Below are 22,820 nucleotides of genomic sequence, written 5' to 3'. Positions count from 1 at the left end.
AAATCACTATTATCTTCATGACGAACACCGCCGCGAAATGAGGAGGTGAAATTTTCTATTTTTTTGAAATTATTCTGAACCCGCCCGGAACAGCGCGGTCCGTAAGACCATAGGCCGCAAGAATGGCACCGTAGGCCCCGTCCGGTTTGGTCAGATCGAAGCTGCCCGAAACAGTGATATCGCCCAAGCGCGGATCGCGCACGAAGCTGATACCGTCCATCAAAGGCGAAAGACGGGCAAACAACTCATCAATCGGCATGTCATTGACCACCCAACGACCATCGCGCCACGCGCCAACCCGATCCAATGCCACCATACCGTAATGCATGTCGCCATCCGCATCCTGCCAGGATGCCCGCCCGGCAGTCAGGCGGGCGAGTTTTGTAGTGCGGCTTTCAAGATTGACCGTGCCTTCGGATACCTCGACCCGGACATGCCCACCCCATTTGGAGGCGCTGAATGCCGTGCCAACCGCCGTTGCCGTCAGTTTGTTCAGATGAATACGAAGCGGTCTTGTGCTGTCCTTGGCGACTTCGATGAATACACCGCCTTCAAGGACGGTCAAATCACGGTACTGATCGCCATAGGCCAAGGCAACACGCGTGCCCGGCTCCATCCAGATGCGTGATCCATCTGATAGTTCATGCACTTCACCGACAACACCAGAAGTGCTGGCCGCAATCAGGTCGGCATCAGGTTGAAACGCGGAATAACCCCAAAGGCCCACCAGCAACAGAATGGTAAAAATCGCCAACATCGGACGGGCGCGGCGTTTGGCCGATCGCATGCCCGGCAGGCGACTGTTGCCGCCTTCAAGCGCACCCAATCGTTCCAGATCACGCCGGACGGCTTCGCTATCAAAGCCGGTGTTATCACCCGGTTTGCGCGATCCGATCGAAAGGTCTTCATCGTCTGAAAATTCTGCTGCGGCGATTTCCATGCCCTGCCATGTCTGGCGCGCCCGGATCAGGCGTGCAGGGTTTTTCGGATCCGCCGCCTGCCAGTGTTCAAAGGCGATTTCTTCAGCGGCACATAGTTGCACATCATCAAGGCGTACAGCCCAGTAATCGGCAATGTCGTCATTGCTTTGGCAGTCGTCGGGATAGCGGAATTCGGTCATGGCAGTGTCGTTACCCGGCTTCTGACGGAGGGGGCTGTTGTAGGTTTGACGAACGGGCCGTGCAAAAGAGGATGTTTAATTTTCATGGCGCGCCAGCACCTGTTTGCAATGTCCGAGCGCCTGACGCAAATGCTTTTCGACCATATTGCGACTGATCCCAAGTTGTTCGGCCACTTCCACGGTACTCAGATGATCGCGCTTGCACAGCAAGAACACCTCGCGACAGCGCGGCGGCAGATCATCAATCGCACGTCGGATGATCTCAAGCCGCTGGCGATCTGAACTGATCTGTTCGGGGGTGACGGACTGGCTGCCGGCGCCATCCATCTCGCTGATTTCAGCCGGGTCGGTGAATTCAACCGGATTGCGATTGTGACGACGCACGGCATCAATTGCCAGATTGGTCGCCATGCGCATCAGAAAGGCCGGCGGATTGGCAATGTCAGCCGGGTCAATATCGCGATGGCGCAGTTGCACATAAAGATCCTGCAACACATCCTGGCTTTCGTCGCGTGCCGGCAGATATTTCTGCACCTGTCGCAACAAACGGTCATGATATTGCTGATAAAGACTATCCCAGGAACGGTCACAGACCGCCATAGCTGCACATCCAGAATTCGATAATGATAACTGTTATCATTATCGTTTATGCTTATAGGCAATCCTGACCATACGTCAATTCAAAAAGCATAGGCCCCTTCGACCATTCCCCGTGGGAAAGTCCCGGGATTGAAAACCAGCATCGCTATCTGACAATCTTGCTGTGTTGGCCACACAACAACTGCCGATTTAAGCTCAACTCTGTGGCGGACCTATTCCAATGACAGAATGGCGAGTCCCGGCACAGAAACCCCACATGCGGCCTCAGAACGGCATTATTTCGCACCCTATTCATCGGAAAAACCCGCCCATAACCTACTCTAAAGAATAGGATCTTACTGTTTATCTGTCGTATAAATTAGATTTCGCTCGACAAGAGGATATTTTACTTATAGTTGTTACTATAGCTTTATCACTAATTGCGAACTTTACACGTAGTAAACCATCGCCACTTTCCAGGTAGGAAATCCAATGGCACTCAACATTATATCCAACTATGCGGCAAATGTTGCGCATCGCAACTTGTCTGCTTCTGACGAGATGGCGACCCGTTCGCTGTCGAAACTGTCTTCTGGTACCCGTGTTGTTTCTGCACGTGACGATGCGGCCTCCATGGCCATCGGTGCGCGTTTGAACGCAACCACCCAGGCTCTCAAAACAGCAAGCGTTAACGTTGGCCAGGCCAACTCGATGCTCCAGATCGCTGATGGCGGTATGGCAACCATTGATGATGTTCTCGTTCGTATGAAGACCCTGGCTGTCCAGGCATCCTCTGGCAACCTTTCAGATACCGAACGCGGTTTCCTCAATGACGAATTCGTCCAACTGCGTGACGAAATCGACCGGATCGCGTCTTCGACCAACTTCAATGGCATTCAACTGCTTGGCGATGGGGGTGATGTTGCAATCAATCTCACACCTGCCACCAACAATGAAGCGCTCACGCCCGCTTTCGGTTTTGACCGGTTCGCGATCACGGACAACAATTACTGGGCACAGGACGCAGCTGCAGATGGTGTCGACGATAACGGTTTAGAGATAAGAATTAACGAAGGTTCCGGCGAGCAGGTCATCATGACTGTACTTACCGCGATTGATGGCTCTATCGAGCGGACCCAGTCAATTGATATCACCGATTTTGCCGCGACCGGCGGGTCACGATCCATTGCTGCTGGCGAGAACACGGTGCTCAATTTTGATGAGCTGGGTCTTTCAATTACGGTAAACACCAACTTCTCCGACACCGTTGATTATGTTAGGGCTGGTACCGCAGGTTCCAATGATTTCGGCTTTGGTTCGGTTAACACCGATTTCATGGGAACTGGCGTCGACACATCCGCCGGTCAGCTCTTTTTCATGGAAGAGGACTCGGGCCAGCAGCTTTCCGACACAATTGAGTTCCAGGTCGGTGGCGGCAACACCGCCAATGATCGTCTTTCGATTAATTTGAGCGCAGTTGATTCTGCGGTACTGGGATCATCTGGTATCGGTCAGGAAACGCTCGAGGATCTGGGTGCTAATGCGATTAACACTGCTGCTGGCGCCCAGAACGCAGTCGAAGTCGTAACGCGTGCGATTGACGACTTGCAGCGCGCCCGTGCCGCAATCGGTACCTCCCAGAACCGTCTGGACTTTGCCGCCCAGAACCTTGCATCGACGCAGGAAAATACGGAATCGGCGCGTTCCACCCTGCTTGATCTGGATGTTGCCGCCGAAATGACGGCCTTTACATCCAAACAGATTCTGGTTCAGTCCGGTGTTGCCATGCTGGCCCAAGCCAACCAGATGCCGCAAAACCTGCTGCGGTTGCTGCAAGGCTAACGGACCAAATCCGACAAACTTTTTGACGTGCCTACCTGTTGCAACAATGGCCCGAACGAAAATCGTTCGGGCCATTGATTTTAGGCGGATCTAAGATCGAAAGACGATCCTGTATCAGTCTTCAAAATGGCCCTTGGCGGCAAAACCACCGCCCTGATAAATCACAGCCGGGTCTTTGCGATCTTCGGGCGGGAAAGCAGCCTCGATCTCGGCACGGAACTGTTCGGAGCTGTCTTGCGGTTTCCAGCCAAGGAAGTCCGCGTGATCATTGCTCCACCATTTCGATTTGTTGTCCGACACCCCGTACATCACGAGATTGCCGGTCATCGGGGCGTTAAAGATCGCCTTCATCAACGAGATAAAATCACGCGGGCTCATCCAGGTGGACAGCATCCGGCGATCCTTTGGATTTTCAAAACAGGACCCAATGCGCACCGAGACGGTTTCAACATCGAACTTGTCGAAATAGTAGCTCGCCATCGCCTCGCCGTAACATTTCGTCACGCCATAAAGGCTATCGGGGCGCTGTGCGGATGTGTCATCAAGCTTGGTCGTGCGTTTGTGAAAACCAATCGCATGGTTGGAGCTGGCAAACATGATGCGCTTGACGCCGTTCTGACGCGCGCCTTCATAAAGGTTATAGGTGCCCGCAAGATTGGCCTGAAGCAGGTCATCAAAGGCGGCCTCGATTGAAATGCCGCCAAGATGAATGATGCCATCGACATCCTTGGTCAGCTCGATCACGGCCGCACGATCCGACAGATCGCATTGCACGACTTCTTCGTTTGGGCCAGCCGGGTCCATTGGGGAAATGTCAGACAGGCGAATGACATCGGCATAGCCCTTAAGCCCTTCGCGGCAGATCTTGCCAAGGTTTCCACCGGCACCGGTGATCAGCAAACGTTTCATAATTATCCTCTTTGGTATCGATTTTTCCTGCAATCAACTACCCCCGAACACAAGGTTCGGAAGCGTCAATGAAATCGCAGGAATATAGGTTGTCAGCAAAAGGGCTGTCAGGATCGCCAGATAAAACGGCCAGATCGTCTGAACGGCCTTTTCGATTTTTACCCCGCCAATCGCACAGCCGACAAACAGGCACGATCCCACAGGCGGTGTACACAGACCAAGGCCCAAATTCATCATCAAAACCATGCCGAACTGGATCGGGTCCATGCCGAACTGCATGGCAAGCGGCAGGAAGATCGGCGTGCAAATCAGGATGAGGGCCGCCATATCCATGATCATGCCGGCAACCAGCAACATGACGTTGATCAGCAACAGCACCATGATCGGATTATCGGTAATGCCGGTGATCGCATCGGCCAGGGCATCAGGCACCTGATAGAACGCCAGCATATACCCATAGGCCGACGCACAACCGACCAGCAGCATCACAAGGGCGGTCGTCTTGGCCGATTGTTTGACCGCGGCGATAAAACCGGCCCAGCTCAGTTCACGATAGACCAACCCGGTAATGATCAGCGCATAGGCGACACCGATGGCCCCTGATTCGGTTACGGTGAACACACCGCTCAAGACACCCCCGACAATAATGACGGCGGTAAAGAAGCCCGGCAGTGCGCGGACCGCCGTACGCCAAACCACAGCCCAACCCGGGAACGGCTCCGCCGGATAGCCGTGCTTGATCGCAACCAACCAGGTCGCAAGCCCGAGCAAAAGGCACATGATAATGCCCGGCACCACACCGGCCATGAACAGTTTGGAAATCGAAATGCCGCCACCGGCCGCCACCGCATACAGGATCATGTTGTGGCTGGGCGGGATCATAATCCCGGCGATTGATGAGGTCACGGTGACGTTGACCGCATAATCCGCACGGTAGCCTTCCTTTTTCATCACCGGGATCAGGATCGAGCCAAGGGCCGACGTATCGGCCACAGCAGAACCGGAAATGCCGCCAAACAGCATCGATGAAAACACATTCACAATGCCAAGGCCGCCGCGGCGACTGCCGACAAGGGCGGTCGCAAATTGCACAAGCCTGGTCGCAATCCCGCCGTGAAGCATCAGTTCACCGGCAAAAATAAAGAACGGAATGGCCAGCAGCGAAAAGGCCGAGATCCCCGATCCGATGCGCTGAAACGCAATCAGGGTCGGAAGGCCTTCGACAAAGAACGCGCCAAGGGCGGCAATGCCAAGTGCGATGGCAACGGGCATGCCAATCAGAATACCAATGGCAAACACGCCCAGAAGAATGGTCATGCCCATGTTATTTCACGTCCTCGTTCAGCAAATCATCATGGTAAATGCGGGCCTGGGAAATGGTTTTCCACCGCGCCGCGATCTTGAGGATATGAACCACGCTGTAAAACATGATCCCCGCACCGCACACCGCCATCGGCACGGACCGCAAGCCATCAGAAATATGAATGATCGGCATGGTCTTGGCCCAGTTAAACGCAACCAGATCCATCGCCCCAAGCAGCATCCAATAGCCAAACCAGGCCGACGCGCCATACCCGATGGCCGCAACAATGGCGGCCATTTTCGGCGGCAATGCATCGCGGAAAAAGGAAACGGAAAGATGGCTGTTGTCGCGGATGCCAGCAGCTGCGACCGGAAAGGTAATCAGCACAATCAGAATAAGCGAAACCTGTTCGACCCAGGTCGGTGTTTCATTGAGAACATAACGCCCGAACACCAGCCAGGCGAAACTCGGGATCAGTGCGACAAGGGCCAAACCACCAATCAGGTTCAGCACCCCGGCAATCCCGCCGCCCAAGCGATCAATCACATTAACAAAACGAGAAAACATCTACGCGCTACCAGAAACAGATAAACGACGAACATACTAAGCGCGGCCAAAAAGAAGGGCGACGATATTATCGCCGCCCTTCAGATATTTAAGGCCTTATTTCTGCGCGTCCTGGATCGCCTTGACCAGATCGGCAAGATCCGGGTTGGCTTTCAGGAAGTTGTCATAGACCGGCTGCATGGCATCCTGGAAAGCCTGCTTGTCGGCGATCTCGTTGACTTCGATACCGGCGGCAATCACTTTTTCCTTGGACTGCTCTGCACGATCAGCCCATGCGGCACGCTGTACGGTCACCGATGCTTCAGCTGCTTCGTGGACGATTTTCTTTTCCTCGTCCGACAGGCTGTCATAAAGCGCCTTGTTCATGCACAGGCATTCCGGAAGGATCAGGTGCTGGGTGACGGAATAGTATTTCGCCGCCTCAAAATGGCCGGAGCTGTCATAAGACGGGTAGTTGTTTTCCGCACCGTCAATCACGCCGGTTTTCAGCGACTGATAGACCGAGCTATAGGCCATCGGGGTCGCGTTACCGCCAAGCGCATCAACCATCTGAACATAAAGATCGTTGCTCATGACGCGGAATTTCAAACCGTCAAGGTCAGCCGGGGTATTGATCGGACGCTTGGAGTTATAGAACGAACGCGCACCAGAGTCATACCAACCGAGCGGCTGCAGGCCAGCTTCGATCAGGCCATCGGCGATCTGCTGACCAGCCGGGCCATCCATGACGTCATGCATGGCATCGACGCTTTTGAAGATGAAAGGCAGTGAGACAACGTTGGCTTCGGGGGCGACTTCACCCAGCGGGCCGAGGTTGAAAACAGCCCAGTCCAGACCGCCAAGGCGGACCTGCTGGATCGCATCAGGCTGATCGCCCAGAACGCCGCCGTGGTAAACCTTTGCTTCCAGATCGCCACCGGTCTTTTCATTGATCAGCTTGGCAAATTCTTCCATGCCGGTCGAAACCGGGTATTCCGGTGGATGAATGTTCCAGCCGCGCCATTCCTTGGCCTGCGCACCGGATGCCAGCGCCACCGACACGGCAGCCGCCGCAATCGTCAGCGTTGTGGTTTTGATAAACTTGTTCATTTCAGGTCCTCCCAGACAATCTGTTGTCTATTTCATTGAAGCATTTTGCCCTTTTGGGTCTTGTTCTTATCATTTAATCCTACAATTCAGCACTTGTAAACATAACTGTAAGATTTGTTAACAACTAAGTTGCGAACGGCATCAAATTCCCGATCACCGATTGCAGTTTTAGCGTCCCATTCTGTCGCCCGGCAGGCGACCCTGCCGGGAAATAACAAGTCATATGTCGCGTTGGCGACCCGCCATCAGGCAGCGCGAAGGGCCGCGTCGCCATAGGCCTTGCGGATCACATCGGCCAGCATGTCATGTTCCGCATCGGTCAAATCGGTCAGCGGGCTGCGCACCGGGCCGGTATCGCGCCCGATCACCCGCATGCCCGCCTTGACGATGGAAACGGCGTAGCCCTTTCCACGATTGCGGATATCCAAATACGGATAGAAAAATTCGGTCAGTGCGCGGCTCATCGCGGCGTCATCGTCACGGCCCAGCGCGTCATAGAAATCAAGCGCCTGTTGCGGCAGGAAGTTAAAGATCGCCGATGAATAGGTTGTCACCCCGGCTGCCTTGTAGGCCTTGGCAAAAACCTCGGCTGTCGGCATGCCGCCGATATAGGACAGGCGATCCCCGATCACGGTGCAAACCTTGGTGACCATTTCGATATTGCCATGACCATCCTTGAACCCGACCAGGTTCGGGCAGACGTCACATAGCTTGGCGAGTGTTTCAGCCGTAATGATCGAATTGTCGCGGTTATAGACAATCACGCCGATATCAACCGCATCACACACCGCCTTCACGCGGGCAAACAGGCCTTCCTGTTCGGCACCGACCAGATATTGCGGCAACAGCAAAAGACCATCTGCACCGGCGTCCTCGCAGGCCTTGGCAAGCTCAACCGCCATTGCCGTGCCATATCCGCACCCGGCAATGATCGGAGTATCGCCCGCAACTTCCTTGGCCGCGCGCACGGTTTCGACCACCTCGGCCGGGGTCAGGGAAAAGAATTCCCCGGTGCCACCGGCGGCAAACAGGGCGGTTGCCGGATATTGCGACAGCCAGCCGACATGCGTGCGATAGGTCGCAAGATCAAGCGCGCCTTCGGCATCAAAAGGCGTCACCGGAAAAGAAAGCAACCCGGCGCCAATCGCCTTTTTCATCTCTAGATAGTGCATCAAGCGTCCCTAATGTCTGAATACGTCAAATAACTATGACGATTCTATAAATTCATCATATCACTTTGTCAAACATAATACTCAGACTTTTTGAAATCGCCGTAAACCGCAAAAAACAGGGATTTCTTGAGCATTCCGACAATGTACGACTTTGGAATGAATCAGGAAGATCTGGTTGATTTCACCGAATCGCGGCAATTGGTATGATGACTTTGGCAACAAAGCCCGCTAGGCTCTGGCGACCAAATCAATTGCCACAAACAAGAAGACCGGGAATGACTGATATCACCGCCGCCAGCCGCATCCTTGCCGATGCCTTTACCACCCACACCCTGATTGATCCCCTGCCTGCTGACATTGCGCCCAAAAACTTTGAGGAGGCCTATGCCATTCAGGACGCCACCCTTGCCGAGGTCGGCATTGCGCAGGCGGGCTGGAAGCTTGCTGTTGCGACCCGTGCGGCACAGGAAAAGATCGGTGCCGATGGCCCGCTGGTGGGGCCGTTGCTGGATGGCCGTATTCTTGGCGATGGCGCGACGCTGACCACCAAGGACATCCATTTCCCCAATATCGAGGCGGAAATCGCGGTTGTCATGGACAGCACCCCTGCCCCGGATGCGACATCAAGCGACATCCTTGATCATATCAAAAGCATGCATCTGGCAATCGAGATTGCGGATCGCCGCTATCACGACAAGCAGGACCCGATCCAGACGTTGGCCGACCTGAATTCGACCAGTCACTTCATCCTGGGTGCTGAAATTGACGGTTGGCGCGATCTTGGTTTTATCGGCGGCAAAGTCACCACCAAAAGTGACGGTGAAGTCCTTGCCAGCAATGATGATCCGGATGCCTGGCCAGAGATCTTTGGCGGGCTTGAATATCTGGTCGGGTTCCTTGCCAAACGTGGCAAAAGCCTTAAAGCAGGTGATGTGATCACCACCGGTGCCTGCGCCCTTCCGACCATTACGCCGCATGGCAAGATCGAGGCGATCTTTGAGGGGCTTGGTACTGTGACGGCTGAAATCAAAAAGGTCTGATCAAACCGACCCCAAAGAAAAAGGCCATGCAGATTTCCCTGCATGGCCTTTTTGGTTTTAGCAGACCTCTTAGCGGGGTTGCGCGCGGCGCTCGCTATTTTCGCGGAACTTGGTCACCGGCACACCGGGCACTTCAACGCGCAGCTTGACCAGCTTCCCGGCATGCGGGAACTCAGCACGCTTTTCCGGGCTATAGCCTTCCTGATGGCTGGTGACATACAGCGTTTTCATGTCCGGCCCGCCAAAGCACGGCATGGTCGGATTGGGCATTGGCATCGGGATTGATTTCAAAAGCGTCCCGTCGGGGGCAAAGCGGTTAAGATTGCCCGCCGACACACCCGCCGACCAATAGCATCCTTCAGCATCCACAGCGCCGCCATCCGGACGGCCAAGCCGATCATTGAGATCAAGATAACGCGTGCAATTGGAAATATTGCCGGTGGCAACATCAAAATCCCAGCGATTGACCCACGGCCCGCGTGAGTCGGAATGATACATTTTCGATCCGTCACCGGACCAGGCAATACCGTTGGAAATCTTGAAACCGGTTGCCTTTTCCTCGATCTTGCCATCGGCCGTAATGCGATAGAGCGAGGCAATTGGCATCTTTTCAGGATTGTCATCCATGGTGCCGACCCAGAACGCGCCATCCGGGCCGATCTTGCCATCATTGGTGCGGCTGTTGATCCCGTCTTCAATGCGACACAGCGGCGCACGCGCATCGGTTTTCGGATCAAGGAAAAGGATATCCTTACGCAGGGCCACGATAATGCGGCCCTGATCGGTCAGCCCGAAACAGCCAAGCTCGCTGTCAAAGGTCCATGTTTTGCGAAGGCCCGTGGCAACATCAAGCGCGTGCAGTTTGCAATTAAGGATGTCTGTCCAGTAAAGCCGATTGTTGGCCGCATCCCAATTGGGGCATTCCGCCAACGTGAAAGTCTCATCACTGAGAATTTCCGGCTGATACATTACACCACCGGTCATCGCACACTCCCAAATTCATATGATTAATTTTTGTTGTGTCTGGTTTGCCAGTCCGGGGCCCTGTTCGTCAACAGGATTTGTGCCCGCCCGTCCCCGTATCCGTCAGGCCGGGCAGCACATCTGATTACTTGTCGCGGGCGTGATCGGTGACGCGTTGACGGGCCTGATGCAGGTGATAGCGCATCATCAATTCGGCACTATTGCCATCATGACCAAGGATCGCATCATAGATCTGGCGGTGTTCGGAAAGCACCTTTTGCGCACGTTCGGCAGAGCCCCCGCGTGTGATATTAAGCGCCACACGCATGGATTTCGACATTACTTCATGCAGGGAATTCAGGATGGTCACGAAAATCTCGTTGCCGCTGGCACGGGCAATCGCCATGTGAAAGGCCAGATCGGCCTTATCGGCAATATCACCGGCCGATACCCCGTCTTCGAGCAGTTTAAGCGCATTTTCAATTTCGCGATGATGGCGGGGGCTGGCGCGTTCGGCGGCCATGCGGGCCGTTGTGCCTTCAATCGCGGAACGTGCCTCAAAGCAGCGCAGAAGCCCCGCGACATCACTGACACCACCAAACTCGATCAGGCCTTGTGGCGGGCGTTTTTTAACAAACGACCCAACCCCCTGGCGGGCATAGACCAGCCCATCAGATTGCAGTTTACGCAAAGCTTCGCGCACAACCGGGCGCGACACGCCAAAGGACGCACAGATTTCATTTTCCGAGGGCAGCTTGGCACCTTCGGCAAGGTTGCCCGAGATGATCTGTTCAAGGATCTGACCATAAAGCTGATCGGCAAGCTTTTCGCGCTTCTGAACCCTTAAAAGCAATTCCGACATCCGTCCCCCGGACTTGTTATCTTGTAAAACTTACTTGTAAGTTTTTATCGATAAACTTCTGGTCGGTAAAGCCTTTGCCGATCTGCCCGCCGTTTCGGATCAATCCACCAGCGAATAGTCGCGGTTGCCCGGTTTGCCGAAAACCTCGTCCTCGTCGACCAAGCCGTTATCGGGTGTCTCAAGCAAGGTCGGGATCAGCGTCATGGTCCCGGTCAGCGTCTGGTTGTTATCAAGCACGACAAGATCGCCGAGTTCCTTGAATTCCGGACGGTTATGAACGTTTGGCACGTGGGAGACCGGCTCGACACAGAATGTCTTGCCGTCTTCGGGGATATAGAATTGCACGTTTGACAGGCTGTCGCTTGCCAGCATCTTCACACTGTAACCGGCATCCTGCCAGACCATATCGGCTTCAAGGTGCCAACCGGCATAATGGGCATCAAGTGCCAGGTTATGACGGATCATGCGGCCATTGGAAAAATCGCGGCCCAGATCAATCACCGTGCGCGCGGTCGGCAGCATATCCTCGTCGGTTGCGAAACTGTCAGAGGCAATAAAGGCGACCGAAACATCTTCGCCACCCGGGAACCAGGGGTGTAAACCAATACCATAGGGCATCGGTGTTCGGCCCAGATGACGCACACCGATTTCGATGGTCACATCCCCCTCGGTGACCTTGATTTCCTGCCAGGCGACATAGACAAAGCCGCTTTGCGTATCGTCATGTTTGTGATTGAAGCGCAGCGTATCAACCGTCGGGCGTTCGATCTGCCATTCCGAAGATCGGCCAAAGCCGTGAATGGCATGCGGGCTGGGTGGGCGGTTGGCCGGGACCTTGACGATGCGGCCATCAAATTCGAACTCGGCAAAGGCCAGTCGGTTGGCAAACGGCACCATCGGGAAACAGCCCAAATTTGAAGGATTGCCCGATGCAATCGCCTCCGGGGTGACCGGACGCAACAAATTGATAATGCCCTTGCCATCCGGGCGGATCCAGTCAATCCGCGATATCGCCCCGCCCTCTGGGACAATTCCGATCTGAAAAGGACCACTGTTCCAACGGTATTCAGGTTCGCCTTTTTTGGCCATTCCTGTGTGCCTCAAATCCAACCAAAATCATATGATGACTTTACAGAACCACTATCGTTCGATTAATTGAAGATGGTAACTGTAATGGCGCAAACAAAGATTAACGCCAACCCGCCATTTTTTATCTGGTTGTTTTACACCGGAATTATCGGATACGCAAAATGAACAAACCCCGTGTGTCGGCCGCCCCGCGCAAAGTATCACTGACCGAAAAGGTCATTGCCAGCCTGCGCCAAGAGATCGAAAGCGGGCAACGCGAACCCGGAAGCAAATTGCCGACCGAACCGGTTCTGACCGAACAGTTTGGCGTCAGCCGCACCGTCATCCGCGAAGCAATTGCCGCCCTTAAGGCCGACGGGTTGCTGGAGCCGCGTCAGGGTGCCGGGGTGTTTGTTCTGTCACCGCAAACGCGGGCCAATGATAAATCGATCTTTGCGGTTGATTACGCACAAGTGTCCGACGTTCTGGAAATTCTTGAATTGCGCATGGCGGTCGAGATCGAGGCGGCCGGGCTTGCCTGCACGCGAGGCTCTGTTGCGCAGCAAACCAAGATTTACGAGGCGATGGCCAAAATGGAACGCGCCCTTGAAAAGGGCGAGCCGACCGAACAGGCCGATTTCGAATTTCACAGCGCGATTGCGTCTGCCACCAACAATCGCCGCTTTGCCGAGTTCCTCGAACATCTGGGCGACAAAACCATCCCGCGCGCGCAATTGCGCCGTCGCCCGCCCGAGGCCGAAGACCAAAAGGCCTATATGCAGATGATCACCGGTGAACATCGCCGGATTTATGATGCGATTGCCGCGCGCGACGAAGATACCGCCCGCAAGGCGATGCGCGATCACCTCAGCCAAAGCCAGACCCGCTATCAGAAACTTCTGACCCAGCGGTAAGCGGCACTAAACCGCAATCGCCTGTGCCAGGATCGCCATATCCTTAATGACGATATCAGCACCCGCGTCATAAAGTCGCTGGCTGGCGGTTTGGGGATCATCGGCATAATGCCCGCCGCCGACAAAGCCGATGCATTTCATGCCCGCCGCCCGTGCCGCCGTCACCCCGGCAACAGAATCTTCGATCACGATGGCATCACCCGGGGCATATCCCATGGCATTGGCCGCATGCAGGAAAAGATCCGGGGCCGGCTTGCCGTTTTCAACGAAATCCGCGCTATAGACACGCCCGTCAAACCATGGGCCAAGGCCCGTGACCTGCATGGTTTTTTCAAGCCGTTCGACAGAACTGCTTGATGAAATACAAAAGGCAATATCGCGTGCCTGAAGGACGGTCAGGACGGTTTCGATCCCGTCAATCTTGGTCAGGTCGCGGTCATAGCGGTCAAACAGCATTTTATAGTAATACGGTTTGAATTCTGCACTGACATCGCGGCCCGTCTGGGTTTTGATATATTCAATCGGTGCGGAACTTGATCGTCCGGTAAATCGGTCCGATACGTCGCGCAGACTGAGCGGCGCGTTAAAATGATCCAGGACATCGACAAGCGTTGCCAGCGAGATCGGTTCGCTATTGACCAGAACGCCGTCACAGTCAAACAGGACAACACGACAGGCGTCAAACAGACCTTGGATCTCTGACGCTGACGTTACGATACCGGCCCCGACATCATCGGTCGGGCCTTGGACATTGTTTCCTCGGGCCATGTTGAACCTGGCTTGTGTGATTTATGTTATCGCTACAGCGTAGCTAAGAGATAAGTTCAGCGTCAACAAAAATGAACATTTGACCAATTAATGAACTTTTGATCAACTCAGGCAAAATTGAGCTCAAAACAGACGAACCAACAGCCCAAACAAAAGATCACCCGGCATCGGAGAAACCCCGAAAAGCCAGGGGATATGCGGAGGAGTACCCGATCATGAGTCCCACTTACCCCTGTTTTGTCGGTGTCGATGTCGGCACCGGAAGTGCGCGCGCCGGCGTGTTTGACGCCAATGGCAAATTGCTTGGCAGTGCCGCACACGCGATTGCAATGAACCGCCCGAAACCCGATTTCGTCGAACAGGATTCTGAAAATATCTGGCAGTCGGTCTGTCAGTCGGTGCGGGATGCCATGGCCAAATCCGGGGTCCCTGCGCAAAAGGTCGCGGCCATCGGGTTTGATGCCACCTGCTCGCTCGTGATCCGCGATCAGGACAACAAACCACTGGGTGTCACCCCCAATGGTGCGGACAACTGGGATGTGATTGTCTGGATGGATCACCGCGCTGTGCGCGAGGCCGAGGAATGCACCGCCACCGGCGCCAAGGTGCTGGAATATATCGGCGGCACCATGTCACCCGAAATGGAAATCCCCAAATTGATGTGGCTGAAACGCCATCACAATGCCGCCTGGCAGAAAATGGGTGCGGCGTATGATCTGGCCGATTTCCTGTCATTCCGCGCAACTGGCAGCAACGCCCGGTCCTGCTGCACGGTGACGTGTAAATGGACCTACCTTGCCCATCAGGATGAACCGTGGGATCGCGATTTCTTGAAAAAAATCGACATGGAAGACCTGAATGACAAGATCAACATGCATGACAGCGCGCTTGCGGTTGGTGAATTGATCGGGTCCCTTTCCGAACAGGGGGCGGCCGACCTTGGCCTGACGACGGATTGCGTGGTCGGGGCTGGCCTGATTGATGCCCATGCCGGAGCGCTGGGTACCCTTGGTGAATATCTTGATGGCAACCTTGATCAGCATTTTGCCATGATCGCAGGGACTTCGACATGCCATATGGCGCTATCGACGGAACCGCGCTTTATCAAGGGTGTCTGGGGCCCCTATTTCGGGGCGATTGCCCCGAACCTTTGGCTTAATGAAGGCGGGCAGTCGGCGACCGGTGCGTTGCTGGATCACATCGTTGCCATGCATCCGTTTTCCCATGACATGGGCCGCGATGCCCACAAGCTTGCCGGTGAAAAACTGATGCCGATGATGGCGGAAAAAACCGATCTGGCGCCGCGCCTGCATGTCCTGCCAGATTTCCATGGCAACCGATCGCCGCTGGCCGATCCGGAGGCGCTTGGCGTGATTTCCGGCCTGACACTGGATCAAAGCGAGGAGAGCTTCCTGAAGCTTTATTGGGCGACTGCGTGCGCGATTGCCTATGGCACGCGCCATATCATCGATGCGATGAATGATACCGGCTATGACATCACCCACATCCATCTGAGCGGCGGGCACACCGCCAGCAAGGTATTGGTGAAACTCTATGCCGACGTCACCGGCTGCACGGTTGTGATGTCTGATTGCGAGGAGCCGGTGCTGCTGGGATCGGCGATGCTGGCCGCAGGTGCGCTTGATGCGGAAGGTGGGCTTGCCCGGGCCGCGCGCCAGATGGCCGGCAAGGAAACCGCCCATGCGCCCGATCCATCAGCCAAGGCAGATCATGATCGCAGATACGCGATTTTCCATCAGATGCACGCCCACCGTCAGAGCCTTGATAGCATGAGCAAAACCTGATTTTTGCCTGCCCAAAAGTTCGATATCTACGCCGTTCGTGCGGGTTTGGCGCGGCGCACCCTATCCAAAAGGCGCTTGACCTTATTGGGGGTTGCGGTCAAAACAAAAGGGCCGATGCAAACGCATCGGCCCTTTCTTTCGCACGCGCAACGGCGGGGTCGGGGGATCATGCAGATTAGAGCCTTGATGTTCTATATCTGCACCGTCACGGCGCGATGCCGTTTAAGGCCAGCCTTTTGATCAAGGCTGGCCTTAAATTTTATTCAGCCGGATGTTCGTGGGCGGCCTGGACTTCGTCCTTTTTCTTCCGGTTCTTGGCAAAGGTGCCAACAATCAGAACAAAGAACAGCGGCACGAAGAAGATCGCAAGCACGGTTGCCGCAATCATCCCGCCCATCACACCGGTACCCACGGCCACACGGGCCCCGGCACCGGCACCGGTCGAAATCGCCAGTGGCACGACACCAAGGGTAAAGGCCATCGACGTCATGATGATCGGACGCAGACGCTGACGGGCGGCCTCGACTGTTGCCTCAAGAAGCCCCATGCCCTGGTCATAAAGTTCGCGGGCGAACTCGACAATCAGGATGGCGTTCTTGGCCGACAAACCAATCGTGGTCAGGATGGCCACCTGGAAATAGACGTCATCGGGCAGACCACGCAGCATCGCTGCGATCACCGCACCAAGGACACCCAGCGGCACGACCATCATCACCGAAATCGGAATGGCCCAGCTTTCATACAGCGCTGCCAGACACAGGAAGACGACGATCATCGACAGGGCATACAATGCCGGTCCCTGTTCGCCCGCTTCACGTTCTTCATAGGACAGTCCCTGCCATTCAAGGCCGATACCGCCCGGAAGCTTGTTTACCAGTTCCTGCATTGCGTTCATCGCGTCACCCGATGCCACACCCGGGGCGGCAGAGCCCTGAATGTTGAGCGAGGACAGACCGTTGAAGCGTTCCAGACGCGGTGATCCATATGTCCATTCACTTGTCGAGACAGCCGAAATCGGCACCATCTCGCCCATCTGGTTGCGGACATACCAGTAATCCATGTCTTCGGGCATCATGCGGTATTTGGCATCTGCCTGCATATAGACGCGCTTGACCCGGCCGTTTTCGATGAAGTCGTTGACGTAGCTTGAGCCCCAGGCCGCGGCCAATGTCTGGTTGATATCAGCAATGCTCACGCCAAGGGCGCTTGCCTTTTCCTGATCAATATTGACGTTTAGCTGCGGGGTATCATTCAGCCCATTCGGACGCACACCAACAAGACGCGGGTCCTGTGATGCCATGCCCAAAAGCTGGTTACGGGCCGCAATCAGGGCATCGTGACCAATGCCACCGCGGTCCACAAGCTGCAGATCAAAGCCGTTCGCGGTACCAAGTTCGATAATCGCCGGTGGTGCAAAGGCAAAGACCATGGCTTCACGGATACCCGCAAACGCGCCATAGGCACGGCCAATCACCGCATCAACCGATTGATCCGGACGGGTACGTTCCGACCAGTCTTTCAGGTTCACGAAAGCAATACCGGCGTTCTGGCCACTCCCGGCGAACGAGAAGCCGGCAACCGTGAACAGACCATCGATGTTTTCCGCCTCGTTCTCCATGAAGTGTGTTTCAAGCTTCTTGAGAACATCCACGGTGCGTTCCTGAGACGCGCCAGCCGGAAGCTGAACCATGGCAAACATGATGCCCTGATCTTCTTCTGGCAGGAACGATCCCGGCAGACGGCCAAACAGCGCAACCAGCGCCGCGACAAGAATGCCGTAGACGAACAGATAGCGCCATTTGCGGTTCACGACATGGCCAACACTGCCTTGATAGAAGTTGTTGGTCTTATCGAACCCACGGTTAAACCAGCCAAACGGGCCTTTCTTCTTGCTCGGATCTTCGTGACCGGGCTTAAGCATGGTCGCACAAAGGGCCGGGGTCAGAACAATTGCCACAACCACCGAAAGCGCCATGGCCGAAACGATCGTGACCGAGAACTGACGATAAATCGCCCCCGTAGACCCGGCAAAGAACGCCATCGGCACAAACACGGCTGACAGCACCAAGGCAATACCGATCAGCGCGCCAGTAATCTGGCCCATGGATTTTCGCGTTGCTTCGCGTGGCGGAAGACCGTCTTCGTGCATCACACGTTCGACGTTTTCCACCACAACAATCGCGTCATCAACCAGAAGGCCGATTGCCAGCACCATGGCAAACATGGTCAGCGTATTAATCGAATAGCCAAAGGCGGCAAGGATCCCGAAGGTCCCAAGCAAGACAACCGGCACGGCAATCGTCGGAATAAGCGTTGCCCGCCAGTTTTGCAGGAACAGGAACATCACCAGGAAGACGAGGACAATCGCCTCGAACAGGGTATGGACCACTTCCTCGATCGACACTTCGACAAACGGCGTCGTGTCATAGGGATAGACGATCTCGATGCCTTGCGGGAAGAACGGTTTTAGTTCTGCCAGACGGGCCTTGACCGCATCTGCTGTATCAAGCGCATTCGCACCGGTGGCAAGGTTGATGCCGATACCGGTTGCCGACTGCGCATTGTAGCGCCCGACGATGTTATAGCTTTCGCCGCCGATCTCGATGCGGGCAACATCGCCAAGACGCACCTGCGATCCGTCGGTTTCGACCCTTAGCAGGATGTTGGAAAATTCATCGACCGTCTGAAGTTTGCTTTGCGCGGTGATGGTTGCGTTGATCTGCTGACCGTCAATCGACGGCGCGCCGCCAATCTGACCGGCGGTGACTTCGGTGTTTTGTGCCTCGATGGCATTGTTAACATCCATCACCGTCAGGTTATAGGACAGCATCTTGTTCGGATCGAGCCAGATACGCATTGCGTGCTGCGCACCAAACACCTGAACCGAACCAACACCGTTCACACGCGCAATCGGGTCTTCGACCGACGAAACGACGAAGTCCGAGAGGTCTTCGGCATCCATCGATCCGTCTGCCGAGACAAAGCCGACAACCATCAGGAACGAACCACTGGACTTGCTGACGGTAACACCCTGCTGCTGCACTTCGGTCGGAAGCGACGACATGGCAGCCTGCAGTTTGTTCTGCACCTGAACCTGGGCGATGTCCGGATTGGCTTCGGGCTCAAAGGTCAGGGTCACTGTTGCCTGACCGTTCCCCGAAGACGTCGAGGACATATAACGCAGGTAATCAAGCCCGTTCATCTGTTGTTCGATCACCTGGGTGACCGTGTTTTCAACAGTTTGGGCCGACGCCCCCGGATAGGTTGCCTCGATCTCGACCGACGGCGGTGCAATCGACGGATACTGTTCGATTGGCAACTGCCAAAGCGAAAGCCCCCCCGCCAACATGATCACCAGGGCGACAACCCAGGCGAAGACGGGGCGATCAATAAAGAATTTTGCCATTGAATAAGTCCTTATTCGGCGGCTTTGGCGGTTTCAACGGGCTGTGGCGCAACCGGTGCACCCGGTCCGATACGCTGGATGCCATCAACAATGACTTGCGCGCCATCTTCGATACCGGCCGTCACCAGCCAATCCTGTCCCTGCGACTGCTCAATCGTCAGATCCTTGGAGGCCACTTTGCCATCCTCGACGACATAGGCATAAGCCGAGCCATCCGGGCGACGCATCACCGCTTTTTGCGGCACAAGGAATGCGCCTTCAAGATGGCCCTGACGGACCTGACCGCGGACGAACATACCCGGCAGAAGCGTGCCATCTGGGTTCGGGAAGACAACGCGCAACCGCACCGTGCCGGTGGTTTCATTCACCGTCACATCGGAAAACTGCAAGGTGCCCTTGTGCGGATATTCCTCACCGGTGGCATCAATGATCAGGGAAACCTCGATCTGGCCTTCCTCGATACCCTTGATGCGACCATTGCGGATGGCTTCCTTGATCTTCAGCAACCGGCCACCGGCCTGGGTCACATCAACATAGATCGGATCAAGCTGGGTGATCGTGGTCAGTTTTGCCGACTGATTGGCGGTCACAAGCGCACCTTCGGAATAATCCGACGAACCGATCTGACCGGAAATCGGTGCGGTGACCGTGGTGTAGGCGAGATTAATGCGCGCCTGTTCAAGCTCGGCACGTGCCGCGGCAACGGCTGCCTTTGCCTGTGCCTCGGCTGCGACTGCATCGTCATAGGTTTGCTGGCTGACGGCCTGCGACTTGATCAGCGGGTCATAGCGCGACCGCGTCTTGGTCGTCTGATCAAGGGTTGCGCGCTGACGGGTCAGTTCGGCCTGTGCGGCATCAACGCGCGCCAGGTAAACTTCCTGATCAATCATATAAAGCTGCTGACCGGCTTCAACAAACGCACCCTCGGTGAAGTTGCGTTCCTTGATAATGCCATCGACCTGCGGGCGGATGTCTGCCTGACGGAAGGCAACGGTACGACCGGGCATTTCCTCAACCAGGCCAACAGTCTGCGCGTTCAGCGTCACGGTACCGACCGGGGTCGCCTGTGGCTGTTGCTGGGCGGCTGCCTGTTGGTCGCCTTCGCTCTGCTCGCTGCAGGCGGCTACAAGCACGACAAGCGCTGCCATACCAGCGAATTTCAAACAAGATCGCATGGACAAAATGCTTATTCCTTCTAAGTCCGCGCAAAGCCGAGTGGTGTGCGCTTTGCCATTGCTTTTATAAATACTGTACGGTACAGTACACATTGTGCGCTGCACGATCAAGAGCCAAAAACAGCAGAGCCAAGAAAGATGAGTGAAACGCCCGAAAAGATTGAAAAGCAACATTCTCGCGGTACTGCACGCCGTCGTGCAATGATGGATGCTGCATGGGCGTTATTGCTTGAACGTGGCTTTGCTGGCGTGACCCTCAATGACGTGATTTCAAAATCTGGCGGGTCGCGCACAACCCTGTACGAAGCGTTTGGCGGAAAGGATGGCTTGCTGGCTGCGGTCATGACCGAGCAATGCAAAGAATTCTCAGCCGAACTGCATATTTCACTGGAAACCGATCTCCCTCCCCGTGATGCCCTAACGGACTTCGGTACGAAACTGGCCCAAAAGATTGTAACCGAGGAAGTCGCCCGCTTCACCCAGATTCTGTATTCCGAAGGCCAGCATTTTCTACCCCTGATCGAGAAATTCTTTGAAGTTGGCCCCGACAGCACGCGCAAGCACCTTGCCGATTACCTTTCAAGGCAACAAAAGCTTGGCAATATGATCGTCGACGACCCGGAACATTCGGCGGAAATGTTTGAATCCATGGTCATCGGAGACTGGCTGTCGCGCATCATGAAACACAATCCGCGCCCGCCAATGACCGATCAGCAGATTGCTGAACGTGTTTCCCGCGCGGTTGAAACCTTCTTGTGTGGTGTCGCAACACCACAAGCGCGTGACACGTTCGACTGCGCGAACAAATAACTCCCCCTTCGTCGTCGCTGAGTGGTTTTATAGCCAGCCCCTCCTGACAGCATCCTGTCAGGTGTGACCTATCGTGGCGAAAATTGGCGAAAATTCCCGAAGGGTGACCTGCATCACACTTGAATTACTTTGCCCTAACATTACCAAATTTGGGGTAAACTCTGGCCTGCGTTACCAACAGAGGGCGTATCCCCCCCTTCTGGCAAGCAAAAGGATCCCGTCATGCAGTTGCGAAAGGCACTTACCGGCTTTGGCGTTCTGGCTATTTCGATTGCCGGCCTGACCACGCGTGCCGACGCTATTTCCGTTGAAGATGCCCGTACGGCGGTTGATGCGATCCTGATGCAATCGGGCATTTCCGCGACCGAGGTCGATGCCCGCCCCGTGGATGGCGATGCGGTCGAACTGGTTTATGACGCGGTTTCCCTTGATCTCAGCGGCTATTCCAGCCCGCGCCAACTGGCGATGGATGACGTTCTGGTCACGGTGCGCGATACCGATAGTGCCAATCAGGTTGATCTTGATGTCAAACTGCCCGAACAGGCCAAAATGCTGGCCGAGGCAACCACAGATCAACGCGACCTGACGCTCCGCAATGCCGGGGGTTATCTGCGCTGGGATACCGCGCGCAATGTGCCGGTTACCTTTGACGGCTTTGCCGATTTTCTGGTCGGCGATGAGCCGGTTTCGCGCAAGCACTGGCTGATGAATGGCCTGATCATTCAATGGTTGCCGGAAATGGCCAAGATCGCCTGGCAGGCGGCCGAATGGACCGGCCCGAACCGTGAAAAGCGCGGCTCGATCAAATCGGCGAGCTTCACGCTTTATCCTGATAAAGACGGCGCAACCCACCTTGATTATTCCCATGATGGTTTGTGGCTGCCAAGCCTTCTGCAGCCGCGCACGGTGCGGGTCAAAACAAGTAGTGCCGGCCTGCCCTGGTCGGATGCCCAACCGATCATTGCAAAGGGTTTCAACGATATCCTGACCGGCACCGCCCCGCGCTTTGCCCGCCGCCAAATCGGCGATGCGCTGTGGAAAAAGGCCGCCCAGAACGGTGCCCCGGTCAAGGTTGATGAATTCTATGTTGAATCCCGCGGGCTTGAGGCGCTGGGTTCTGGCGAATTCCTGGCACAGGCCGCGGCACGTTATGGCTTCACCGGTGATTTCGACTTCAGACTTCTGGGTCAGGAAAAGCTGGTCGATCTTTTGGGAACACCCGACAACCCGACCATCCTTGGCGCGCTTGTGCCCTTTGCCGTGAACGGCCTTGCCGCAGGACGCCCGGGACCCCAGGGTACCACCGAATATGACGGTCAGTTGCTGCCCGATGGGCGGGTTGTCGTCAACGGTCTGACGGTCTTCCGTACTGCTGACGGCAGCTAGGGTTTTACACCCCGTCCCGACACAATAAAACGGCCGCCTGTG

The 22,820-nt window shown here is 55.4% G+C and carries 19 protein-coding genes; 6 read left to right on the top strand and 13 right to left on the bottom strand.

What is annotated here, in order from left to right:
• Window positions 1–55 precede the first annotated feature (55 nt).
• On the bottom strand, window positions 56–1,120 hold the full coding sequence (locus IT893_RS05065) for a FecR domain-containing protein (RefSeq protein ID WP_197147058.1): 1,065 nt from the start codon (window positions 1,118–1,120) through the stop codon (window positions 56–58).
• A 75-nt stretch (window positions 1,121–1,195) separates the two neighbouring features.
• Complete coding sequence (locus IT893_RS05060) at window positions 1,196–1,720, bottom strand: RNA polymerase sigma factor (protein WP_197147057.1); 525 nt, start codon at window positions 1,718–1,720, stop codon at window positions 1,196–1,198.
• Window positions 1,721–2,191: 471 nt separating this feature from the next.
• Between IT893_RS05060 and IT893_RS05055 the strand changes: the two genes are divergently transcribed.
• A complete protein-coding gene (locus IT893_RS05055; RefSeq protein ID WP_197147056.1) occupies window positions 2,192–3,541 on the top strand; it encodes a flagellin in 1,350 nt (449 codons plus the stop codon).
• Between the two features lie 114 nt (window positions 3,542–3,655).
• On the opposite strand, the gene IT893_RS05050 is transcribed toward IT893_RS05055, so the two are convergent.
• The 5 genes from IT893_RS05050 to kdgD all read right to left on the bottom strand — a co-directional run bounded on the left by IT893_RS05050 (window position 3,656) and on the right by kdgD (window position 8,581).
• On the bottom strand, window positions 3,656–4,450 hold the full coding sequence (locus tag IT893_RS05050) for an NAD(P)-dependent oxidoreductase (RefSeq protein ID WP_197147055.1): 795 nt from the start codon (window positions 4,448–4,450) through the stop codon (window positions 3,656–3,658).
• A gap of 33 nt (window positions 4,451–4,483) precedes the next feature.
• Window positions 4,484–5,773 carry a TRAP transporter large permease gene (locus IT893_RS05045; protein WP_008890158.1) on the bottom strand — a complete coding sequence of 430 codons (1,290 nt, stop codon included), beginning with the start codon at window positions 5,771–5,773 and terminating at the stop codon, window positions 4,484–4,486.
• Between the two features lies 1 nt (window position 5,774).
• The gene (locus IT893_RS05040) at window positions 5,775–6,320 is read right to left on the bottom strand and encodes a TRAP transporter small permease (RefSeq protein WP_197147054.1); all 546 of its coding nucleotides are present in this window, start codon (window positions 6,318–6,320) and stop codon (window positions 5,775–5,777) included.
• Window positions 6,321–6,416: 96 nt separating this feature from the next.
• The gene (locus tag IT893_RS05035) at window positions 6,417–7,409 is read right to left on the bottom strand and encodes a TRAP transporter substrate-binding protein (RefSeq protein WP_197147053.1); all 993 of its coding nucleotides are present in this window, start codon (window positions 7,407–7,409) and stop codon (window positions 6,417–6,419) included.
• 245 nt (window positions 7,410–7,654) lie between these two features.
• Window positions 7,655–8,581 carry a 5-dehydro-4-deoxyglucarate dehydratase gene (gene kdgD, locus IT893_RS05030; RefSeq protein ID WP_197147052.1) on the bottom strand — a complete coding sequence of 309 codons (927 nt, stop codon included), beginning with the start codon at window positions 8,579–8,581 and terminating at the stop codon, window positions 7,655–7,657.
• Between the two features lie 275 nt (window positions 8,582–8,856).
• Between kdgD and IT893_RS05025 the strand changes: the two genes are divergently transcribed.
• Entirely contained in the window at window positions 8,857–9,621 is a 765-nt protein-coding gene (locus IT893_RS05025) for a 2-keto-4-pentenoate hydratase (protein ID WP_197147051.1), read from the top strand.
• Between the two features lie 69 nt (window positions 9,622–9,690).
• Here IT893_RS05025 and IT893_RS05020 read toward each other — a convergent pair whose 3' ends face one another.
• The 3 genes from IT893_RS05020 to IT893_RS05010 all read right to left on the bottom strand — a co-directional run bounded on the left by IT893_RS05020 (window position 9,691) and on the right by IT893_RS05010 (window position 12,535).
• Window positions 9,691–10,605: an SMP-30/gluconolactonase/LRE family protein gene (locus tag IT893_RS05020; protein ID WP_197147050.1), complete on the bottom strand. Its 915-nt coding sequence runs from the start codon at window positions 10,603–10,605 to the stop codon at window positions 9,691–9,693.
• Window positions 10,606–10,729: 124 nt separating this feature from the next.
• Window positions 10,730–11,446 (bottom strand): FadR/GntR family transcriptional regulator, encoded by a 717-nt coding sequence (locus IT893_RS05015; protein WP_008890164.1) that lies wholly within the window; start codon window positions 11,444–11,446, stop codon window positions 10,730–10,732.
• 99 nt (window positions 11,447–11,545) lie between these two features.
• Window positions 11,546–12,535 (bottom strand): aldose 1-epimerase, encoded by a 990-nt coding sequence (locus IT893_RS05010; protein ID WP_197147049.1) that lies wholly within the window; start codon window positions 12,533–12,535, stop codon window positions 11,546–11,548.
• A gap of 161 nt (window positions 12,536–12,696) precedes the next feature.
• Between IT893_RS05010 and IT893_RS05005 the strand changes: the two genes are divergently transcribed.
• The gene (locus IT893_RS05005) at window positions 12,697–13,428 is read left to right on the top strand and encodes a FadR/GntR family transcriptional regulator (protein ID WP_197147048.1); all 732 of its coding nucleotides are present in this window, start codon (window positions 12,697–12,699) and stop codon (window positions 13,426–13,428) included.
• A gap of 6 nt (window positions 13,429–13,434) precedes the next feature.
• Here IT893_RS05005 and IT893_RS05000 read toward each other — a convergent pair whose 3' ends face one another.
• Window positions 13,435–14,196, bottom strand: a complete 762-nt coding sequence (locus tag IT893_RS05000) for an HAD family phosphatase (RefSeq protein ID WP_197147047.1) — start codon at window positions 14,194–14,196, stop codon at window positions 13,435–13,437.
• A gap of 215 nt (window positions 14,197–14,411) precedes the next feature.
• On the opposite strand from IT893_RS05000, the gene IT893_RS04995 reads away from it, so the two are divergent.
• Window positions 14,412–16,001 (top strand): FGGY-family carbohydrate kinase, encoded by a 1,590-nt coding sequence (locus tag IT893_RS04995; RefSeq protein WP_197147046.1) that lies wholly within the window; start codon window positions 14,412–14,414, stop codon window positions 15,999–16,001.
• A gap of 259 nt (window positions 16,002–16,260) precedes the next feature.
• On the opposite strand, the gene IT893_RS04990 is transcribed toward IT893_RS04995, so the two are convergent.
• Window positions 16,261–19,407, bottom strand: a complete 3,147-nt coding sequence (locus IT893_RS04990) for an efflux RND transporter permease subunit (protein WP_197147045.1) — start codon at window positions 19,405–19,407, stop codon at window positions 16,261–16,263.
• A gap of 11 nt (window positions 19,408–19,418) precedes the next feature.
• Window positions 19,419–20,555, bottom strand: a complete 1,137-nt coding sequence (locus IT893_RS04985) for an efflux RND transporter periplasmic adaptor subunit (protein WP_245227934.1) — start codon at window positions 20,553–20,555, stop codon at window positions 19,419–19,421.
• 165 nt (window positions 20,556–20,720) lie between these two features.
• Here IT893_RS04985 and IT893_RS04980 point away from each other — a divergent pair, with 165 nt between their 5' ends.
• Both IT893_RS04980 and IT893_RS04975 read left to right on the top strand, forming a co-directional pair.
• On the top strand, window positions 20,721–21,392 hold the full coding sequence (locus IT893_RS04980) for a TetR/AcrR family transcriptional regulator (protein WP_197147044.1): 672 nt from the start codon (window positions 20,721–20,723) through the stop codon (window positions 21,390–21,392).
• 222 nt (window positions 21,393–21,614) lie between these two features.
• Window positions 21,615–22,778: a hypothetical protein gene (locus tag IT893_RS04975; protein WP_197147043.1), complete on the top strand. Its 1,164-nt coding sequence runs from the start codon at window positions 21,615–21,617 to the stop codon at window positions 22,776–22,778.
• Window positions 22,779–22,820 lie beyond the last annotated feature (42 nt).

Origin of the sequence: Thalassospira sp. A40-3 (assembly GCF_015871485.1) — a bacterium.
Classification (GTDB): Bacteria; Pseudomonadota; Alphaproteobacteria; order Rhodospirillales; family Thalassospiraceae; genus Thalassospira; species Thalassospira tepidiphila.
Note: the sequence above shows the minus strand (reverse complement) of the source record. Positions and strands in the feature narration are given on the sequence as shown.

Bases quoted from the DNA above. Each gene is read 5' to 3' on its own strand.
- IT893_RS04975 (WP_197147043.1), top strand. From the start codon at position 21,615: ATGCAGTTGCGAAAGGCACTTACCGGCTTTGGCGTTCTGGCTATTTCG.
- IT893_RS04995 (WP_197147046.1), top strand. From the start codon at position 14,412: ATGAGTCCCACTTACCCCTGTTTTGTCGGTGTCGATGTCGGCACCGGA.
- kdgD (WP_197147052.1), bottom strand. From the start codon at position 8,581: ATGCACTATCTAGAGATGAAAAAGGCGATTGGCGCCGGGTTGCTTTCT.
- IT893_RS04980 (WP_197147044.1), top strand. From the start codon at position 20,721: ATGAGTGAAACGCCCGAAAAGATTGAAAAGCAACATTCTCGCGGTACT.
- IT893_RS05065 (WP_197147058.1), bottom strand. From the start codon at position 1,120: ATGACCGAATTCCGCTATCCCGACGACTGCCAAAGCAATGACGACATT.
- IT893_RS05040 (WP_197147054.1), bottom strand. From the start codon at position 6,320: ATGTTTTCTCGTTTTGTTAATGTGATTGATCGCTTGGGCGGCGGGATT.
- IT893_RS05025 (WP_197147051.1), top strand. From the start codon at position 8,857: ATGACTGATATCACCGCCGCCAGCCGCATCCTTGCCGATGCCTTTACC.
- IT893_RS05000 (WP_197147047.1), bottom strand. From the start codon at position 14,196: ATGGCCCGAGGAAACAATGTCCAAGGCCCGACCGATGATGTCGGGGCC.
- IT893_RS05055 (WP_197147056.1), top strand. From the start codon at position 2,192: ATGGCACTCAACATTATATCCAACTATGCGGCAAATGTTGCGCATCGC.
- IT893_RS04985 (WP_245227934.1), bottom strand. From the start codon at position 20,555: ATGGCAGCGCTTGTCGTGCTTGTAGCCGCCTGCAGCGAGCAGAGCGAA.
- IT893_RS05020 (WP_197147050.1), bottom strand. From the start codon at position 10,605: ATGACCGGTGGTGTAATGTATCAGCCGGAAATTCTCAGTGATGAGACT.
- IT893_RS05050 (WP_197147055.1), bottom strand. From the start codon at position 4,450: ATGAAACGTTTGCTGATCACCGGTGCCGGTGGAAACCTTGGCAAGATC.
- IT893_RS05005 (WP_197147048.1), top strand. From the start codon at position 12,697: ATGAACAAACCCCGTGTGTCGGCCGCCCCGCGCAAAGTATCACTGACC.
- IT893_RS05035 (WP_197147053.1), bottom strand. From the start codon at position 7,409: ATGAACAAGTTTATCAAAACCACAACGCTGACGATTGCGGCGGCTGCC.
- IT893_RS05045 (WP_008890158.1), bottom strand. From the start codon at position 5,773: ATGGGCATGACCATTCTTCTGGGCGTGTTTGCCATTGGTATTCTGATT.
- IT893_RS04990 (WP_197147045.1), bottom strand. From the start codon at position 19,407: ATGGCAAAATTCTTTATTGATCGCCCCGTCTTCGCCTGGGTTGTCGCC.
- IT893_RS05060 (WP_197147057.1), bottom strand. From the start codon at position 1,720: ATGGCGGTCTGTGACCGTTCCTGGGATAGTCTTTATCAGCAATATCAT.
- IT893_RS05010 (WP_197147049.1), bottom strand. From the start codon at position 12,535: ATGGCCAAAAAAGGCGAACCTGAATACCGTTGGAACAGTGGTCCTTTT.
- IT893_RS05015 (WP_008890164.1), bottom strand. From the start codon at position 11,446: ATGTCGGAATTGCTTTTAAGGGTTCAGAAGCGCGAAAAGCTTGCCGAT.